At 43.7% G+C, this 7,457-nt stretch carries 2 protein-coding genes; both read left to right on the top strand.

Translation table 11 applies throughout. From position 1 onward, the window contains the following. Window positions 1-2,748: 2,748 nt before the first annotated feature. On the top strand, window positions 2,749-5,328 hold the full coding sequence (clpB, locus tag BN338_RS01150; protein ID WP_039758376.1) for an ATP-dependent chaperone ClpB: 2,580 nt from the start codon (window positions 2,749-2,751) through the stop codon (window positions 5,326-5,328). A gap of 956 nt (window positions 5,329-6,284) precedes the next feature. Further along, window positions 6,285-6,467 (top strand): hypothetical protein, encoded by a 183-nt coding sequence (locus BN338_RS11525; protein ID WP_156809215.1) that lies wholly within the window; start codon window positions 6,285-6,287, stop codon window positions 6,465-6,467. Window positions 6,468-7,457 lie beyond the last annotated feature (990 nt).

Raw genomic sequence — 7,457 nt, 5'->3', positions numbered from 1 at the left:
GCCTATTGAAATATCAACAAAATGTAGATTTTTGGTTTGCACTTTAAGCCCCCCTCCGGTTGCGAGCGCCCTCGCGTTGGTATTCCGGGAGTCTAAAAGTACTGAGCTTAATCAGCTTTTTGCTTTTAGTGCTTAAAGCACCTGGACATAGCAAAACCTCCCGGAATTCCGGGATACCCGCAAAGCGGGATAAATTTATGTATTAAGCTTTCGGGCTTTTAGCTCCCTATTTGACCGTTGCGTGGACGATCAAAAACACGGACCTATAAATAAAGTAATTTCAGAAGATTGGCAAGAAAAATCAAAACGTTTTTATTTTGTTGTGCCGTAAATAGGGGGTGAGAAGGGGGTATGAGAGCAGGGATATGTCGTTGAGGAAACTTCAAGCATATCAATTTAAGCGCTTTTTTGTAAAAGTGGGTGATGAATATTGAGGCTATCTTTTCTTGTTGCATTTGATGAAATGATGAAACAGTTTCGTTTGAGATGAGTTGAAATCCGTAGAAGGAGGCTTTGTTCTGTAGGGGGGGAGGGTAAGAAGCTGGGGTGTAGAGTCTGTTTACGGAGCAGCATGGGGTGGGAATTTCATTGGGCTTTGTTCTGTAAAAATGTAAAAGCGTAAAACTGTGTATCCGTAAAATGAGGTGGGGGATTTATGCCTCGTGTGTGTTCTCTGTCATGGCGTGGGATAGGGTGAGAGGATTGGGGAGAAGAGTCTGTGCATCGAGGGGGAAAGTGAGAGGAAGAGGTGGTGTTGTTGACTAGAGGAGAGGGAATGGGGAATGAAAAGGGAAGAGAGAGGGGAGAAGCGTTTGCATATTGAGGGAAGGCTTGAGAGGAAGGCGTTGCAGGAATCTCAAGGATGCTGGGCTTTTTAAGAGAAGTTGGGAGAAGTCAGGAAAGCTCTGGATATTTGAGTGGAGGGGAAAGGATTGGTGAAAAAGGCATGAGGCTGAAAGAAAACTTGGGAGGAGCGCGCGTTTGGGTGGAAAACTGAATGTTAGGAAGCGGTGAGAGGGATTTTTTTTTAAGAAGGAGATTGTTCGGTGGTGATTTGGAAATTCCATTGGGCTTTGTTCTGTAAAAATGTAAAAGCGTAAAACTGTGTATCCGTAAAATGAGGTGGGGGATTTATGCCTCGAGTGTGTTTTGTCATGGTGTGGGATGGGGTGAGAGGATTGGGGAGAAGAGTTTGTGAATGGAGAGATACGTTGAGAGGAAGAGGTGGTGTTGTTGGCTAGAGGAGAGGGAATGGGGAATGAAAAGGGAAGAGAGAGGGGAGAAGCGTTTGCATATTGAGGGAAGGCTTGAGAGGAAGGCGTTGCAGGAATCTCAAGAATTCTGGGCTTTTTAAGAGAAGTTGGGGGAAGTCAGGAAAGCTCTGGATATTTGAGTTGAGGGGAAAGGATTGGTGAAAAAGGCATGAGGCTGAAAGAAAACTTGGGAGGAGCGCGCGTTTGGGTGGAAAAACTGAATGTTAGGAAGCGGTGAGAGGGATTTTTTTTTAAGAAGGAATTGTTCGGTGGAGGTTTGGAAATTCCATTGGGCTTCATTCTGTAAAAATGTAAAAGCGTAAAACTGTGTATCCGTAAAATGAGGTGGGGGATTTATGCCTCGAGAGTGTTTTGTCATGGTGTGGGATGGGGTAAGAGGATTGGGGAGAAGAGTTTGTGAATGGAGAGATACGTTGAGAGGAAGAGGTGGTGTTGTTGGCTAGAGGAGAGGGAATGGAGGATGCAGAGGGGAGACGAGAGTGTGTTGATGGGAGGGAGATGGGTGCCTGAGGGTAAAGGGATTTGTTCGTAAACTTCTATGAAATGCTGTCGTTTGAGGTAGGGGAGATTAGAAAATTTTTACTTTGTAAGAATGCGTCATGTTGGCAATATGCGGATGGTCGGATTGTTTTTTGTATTTAAGTGTGAAGAGGCAACAAAAAGGGTGTGCGAGAGAGGCTAAAAGAGTTGGTGTGAGGGCATAGTATGAAGGGTGAGGCAAGAAGTTAGGTTGTCGTTTATAGATCTTTGTTTACAGAGTGGTGTGGGAAGTTTTATCTTTTAGGATAATGCTGCTTTTTGAAAGAGAATTGATTGCTGTTGGTTGGGAATTTTTTGAAGGCGTGGGGAGATTAGAAAACTCTTTATGAACCAAGGACTGTAACCTTGGCAATAGGTTGAGGCTGGCTTGTTCCTTTTATAAAAGTTGGTTTCTGCAAAAAAAATTCGTTGATCGGTGGCTTGAGAGTATGGCAGGGCGTATAAAGATAAAAGCCTCATTTTCTTGGAAAGTTTTTGCTTGAAGGAGATTTTATATGGGGAGACGTTCAAAAAAGAGGGGCGTTTAGGGCTGAATGAACATCAATCCTCTATGGCTTTTCTTTAATGCACTCTCCTGAATGTTACAGAGAATGGGAAATTGTGATTTGTCACAAGGAATGAGGTCATTTGGGGAGACCTTTTTTCGAAATTTTAGTGCTTTATCTTCTGGTTCTATTATGCTGTTTGCACCCGTTTCTTGTTCTTGTTTTTTCTTTGATGTTTTTGCTCTTGCACTCGTTGGGAGTAGAACCCATATTCATTTTAACACGATGGTTCCTTCATCATTATCATTTTCGCTATTTTATAGGGGAGATAATTTATCGGGGAGATAAGCTTTGGGTCATAATGAGGTGAAAAACACCTATTGAGGAAGAAAAAAGGGCTGTGGTGGGGATAAAAGGTGCACCAAGAAGGTGCACAAGAAAGGAAAAAAATGAACCTAGAAAAATATAGCGAACGCGTGCAAGGTTTTTTACAATCCGCGCAAAATAACGCTCTTGCTTCTGATCATCAGCAATTTATGCCAGAGCATTTCCTCAAAGTGTTGTTAGACGATTCCCAAGGATTGGCGGCATCGCTTATTCAAAAGGCAGGCGGGGATCTTAAGCTTATTCAAAAGATGCTCAAAGAAGCTCTCGAGGCTTTGCCAAAAGTGCAGGGGGGAAATGGACAACTCTATCTCTCGCAGCCGGTGGCAAAAGTCTTCGCACTTGCTGAAGAACTCGCGCAAAAAGCAGGGGATCAATTTGTGACTGTGGAGCGCATATTGCAAGCGCTTCTTATGGAAAAATCCGCAAAAACAGCCGATATTCTCACAAAGGCTGGGTTGACCCCGCAAGCCCTTAATCAGGCAATTAATGCGCTGCGGAAAGGAAAAACAGCCTCAAGCCCCCATGCCGAAGGACAATATGAGGCCTTGCAAAAATATGCCCGTGATCTCACAAAAGATGCACGGGAGGGAAAACTCGACCCTGTGATCGGGCGGGAAGAAGAAATTCGACGGACCATTCAAGTACTCTCGCGGCGGACAAAAAATAATCCTGTGCTGATTGGGGAGCCTGGGGTGGGAAAAACCGCCATTGTGGAAGGGTTGGCGCTGCGTATTGTCAATGGTGATGTGCCGGAAACTTTGCGCGATAAACAACTCTATGCGCTCGATATGGGGGCGCTTATCGCGGGGGCAAAATATCGCGGTGAATTCGAAGAACGGCTCAAAGCGGTGTTGGCTGAAGTGCAAGCCGAAAATGGACAAATTATCCTCTTTATTGATGAATTGCACAATCTCGTGGGAGCAGGAAAATCTGATGGTCCTATGGATGCTTCGAACTTGCTAAAACCTGCTCTGGCACGTGGAGAACTCCATTGTGTGGGCGCGACAACCCTTGATGAATATCGAAAATATGTCGAAAAAGACGCTGCTCTGGCTCGCCGCTTTCAACCTGTCTTTGTTCCAGAGCCCTCTTTGGAAGATACTATCTCTATCTTGCGCGGTATTAAAGAAAAATACGAACAACACCACAAAGTGCGTTTGGCAGATAGTGCTTTGGTCGCAGCCGCAAAACTCTCTTCCCGTTATATTACGGATCGTTTCTTGCCGGATAAAGCGATTGATCTGATCGATGAAGCAGCAGCACGCTTGCGTATGCAAGTCGATTCAAAACCAGAAGAACTCGACGCCCTTGATCGGCGAATTTTACAGTTGAAAATCGAACGGGAAGCTTTGAAGACAGATGTTGAGCCAACAGCAAAAGAACGTTTGAAAAATGTGCAAACCGAACTGGAGACATTGGAACAACAGTCTGCTGAAATGACAACGGCGTGGCAAGCCGAAAAACAAAAATTAGGGCATGCCGCTGATTTGAAAAAACAACTCGAAGAAGCACGAAATGCTTTGGCTATCGCGCAGCGTAATGGACAATTCCAAAAAGCTGGAGAACTGGCTTATAGCGTCATTCCTGAACTCGAAAAACAATTGACTTTAGCGGAAAATGATGACCAACAAAACCATCTCGTCGAAGAAACCGTAACTGCTGAACATGTTGCACGGATTGTGTCGCGCTGGACTGGAATTCCTATGGAACGTATGCTGGAAGCAGAACGTGAGGCTCTCTTGCGCATGGAAGATGAAATTGCAACCCGTGTCGTGGGACAAGGAGAAGCCGTTCAAGCTGTGGCGCGTGCCGTACGGCGTGCGCGCGCCGGTTTGCAGGACCCCAATCGTCCACTTGGGTCTTTTATGTTCTTAGGACCTACCGGTGTGGGAAAAACCGAATTAACCAAAGCTCTGGCCGCTTTTCTTTTTCAAGATCCCAATGCCATGTTGCGTATTGATATGTCGGAATATATGGAAAAACACGCAGGCGCCCGTTTGATTGGTGCGCCGCCCGGATATGTCGGATATGAAGAAGGAGGCGTGCTTACCGAAGCCGTGCGAAGAAGACCTTATCAGGTCATTTTATTCGACGAAATTGAAAAGGCTCATCCTGATATCTTTAATCTGTTGTTGCAAGTGTTGGATGAAGGGCGCTTGACGGATAGTCAGGGAAGAACGGTCGATTTTCGTAATACTTTGTTGATTATGACCTCAAATCTTGGTGCTGAGTTCTTAACCGCTTTGCCTGAAGGACAAACGGTTGATCAAGCAAAAGACGATGTCATGAATGTGGTAAAAGCCGCTTTTCGTCCTGAATTTTTAAACCGTATCGATGAGATTATTCTCTTTCAACGGCTGCAACGTAAAGATATGGAGGCTATCGTTGATATTCAGATACAACATTTGCAAAATTTGCTCAATGAACGCAACATAACTTTGCATATCAAACCAGAAGTACGACAATTCCTCGCTGATAAAGGTTATGATCCCCTTTATGGGGCACGCCCGCTTAAACGTATTATCCAAAAGGAAATTCAAGATCCTCTCGCAGAAAAAATCTTGTTTGGAGAAATACAAGACGAGACAGTGGTAACAATTGAAAAACAAGGTGATCGATTAGCATTTTTACCTGAAACATAGGTTGGGAAAATTTACGCTATAGAGGGTGGTGATCATCTTCTTAATACCATAAAGCACCGTTGTTTGTGGCGCATTGATATATTGGGGTGTGCTCATCTGCATAATGAGTGGTTGGTAGGAGAAATCTGCTACCAAGATGTTGGATGCTTGGCAGAGCAACGTGCGATGCTGGGTGGATCTTTCATTGGGCTATATTCTGTCAAGATGCAAAAGCGTAAAAATGTGGATCTGTAAAAAAGAAAGAGCAAGTTAAGGAGGTGGAAAATTTATGTGTTATGCAGCTCTGGGAGTGTGTTAGGCTTTTGTTATGGCGTGGAATGTGGTCTGAGGATTAGGGGACGGAGAGTGTGAAAGGTAAGATGTGGAGTGAAGAGGATGGGCTTGCTTGTAAGCTTTTTGGCGGGGGTGGGAAGCTTTATTCTTTGGGTGGTGTTCTTTGCTTCAAGAAGTGGAGTTGACGAGTCTTTGTAGGAGTTTTTACTCTTTGAGTTGGTGGGGACACGTATAAGAATATTCAGAAAAGGCTTGCTTATTGAAATTGATGAAGCAACCGCATTTGAGAGAGATGGCGTGTTGATCTGCATGATTGGTTGGCAGGAGGAGCTTCTTTACAGCGCATTGTTTGCAAAATGGCTGTAACAATTGAAAAGCAAGGTGATCAATTAGCATTTTTACCTGAAACATAGGTTGGAAAAATTTATGCTATAGAGGGTGGAGATCATCCTCTTAACACCATAAAGCACCGTTGTTTGTGGCGCGTTGATATACTGAGGTGTGCTCATCTGCATAATGAGTGGTTGGTAGGAGAAATCTGCTACCAAGATGTTGGATGCTTGGCAGAGCAATGTGCGATGCTGGGTGGATCTTTCATTGGGCTGCATTCTGTAAAGACGCAAAAGCGTAAAAATGTGGATCTGTAAAAAAGAAAGAGGAAGTTAAGGAAGTGGAAAATTTATGTGTTATGCGGCTCTGGGAGTGTGTTAGGCTTTTGTTATGGGGTGGAATGTGGTGAAGGGGGGATAAGAAATGGCGGGGGAAGAGTTTGTGAATGCAAGAAAAGTTGGGGTGAAAAGGGGGATCGTGTTGGTGCGGTGACGAGAGGAGATGGAATGGAGGAGAGAGTGTTGAAATGGATGTGAATGGCTTGGAAGGGGTGTTGTTGCTCCAAGCTGGCATCATCACACACTTGGCTAGCCCCCAATGTTGTGGACCACCTCTTGGCACTTGAGAGCGTTCATAAGAGCTATTTTTAGTCCTTTCTTTTATAATTTTTATTCCACATGCCAATCCCGCGCTTATGGGTGTAAAGCCTAAGTGAATAAAATTGATTCAACATAAAGTGGTTTGAGGTGAGAGAATCTTACAATATTCAGGGTTGTGATTCAAGGGAAGAAACGATAAAAACCATTATGAATCAATATGTTGCTAAAAGAGGGAAAATGTGAAAGAGGGAGTGGTGATCATAGGGCATTGAGCATTATCCTTGCAGCGTGCTGTTGTGCAATGGGAAAAGCAGTAAGAAATATTTTTTTCAAAAACGTGTGAATGCGCAGCACAATGATGTTTTATTTTGTGCTTTATATTTTGGGCGTTATGGTTGCATGAGGGAGATGGTCACAAGAAAGAATGATATAAAAAGATCAAAAGTAAAATATAAAAACTTGACAAGGTCAATGTAAAAAGATATCATAATGGCACAATCGGAATTGTATCTTTAAATGAGACCCATTGGGAAGACGATGGGGTGAAAATAATAAATAATGAAATAATAAAGTGTTTTTCCAGCGTTTTGATGTTTCTTGCTCTAGGGGCCCGTAAGGTCTTGTTGTTTGAAGTGGGGTGGTACCTCATTGTATCATAAGGCTTGTATCATAAAACACCCGTGTTTGGGGATTGGTGAAAAGGGGCTAATTAGAGCAAGGGTATACCGTTGAGCAACCTTTAAGCGTATAAATTATAAGCTACCTTTATAAATTATAAGCTACCTTTTGTGAGAGTGTGTGGAATATTTTAGGGGTGGGTTTGTCTGTCGTGTCTGGTGAAACTTCTTCTTTTGAGGGGGAGCGTGGATTTTACTGAGAGGTATTGGGGCTCTATGGGTGAATAATTTTGATTACTGCACTTTTGCC

Origin of the sequence: Bartonella queenslandensis AUST/NH15 (assembly GCF_000312585.1) — a bacterium.
GTDB classification, from domain to species: Bacteria; Pseudomonadota; Alphaproteobacteria; order Rhizobiales; family Rhizobiaceae; genus Bartonella; species Bartonella queenslandensis_A.
Note: the sequence above shows the minus strand (reverse complement) of the source record. Positions and strands in the feature narration are given on the sequence as shown.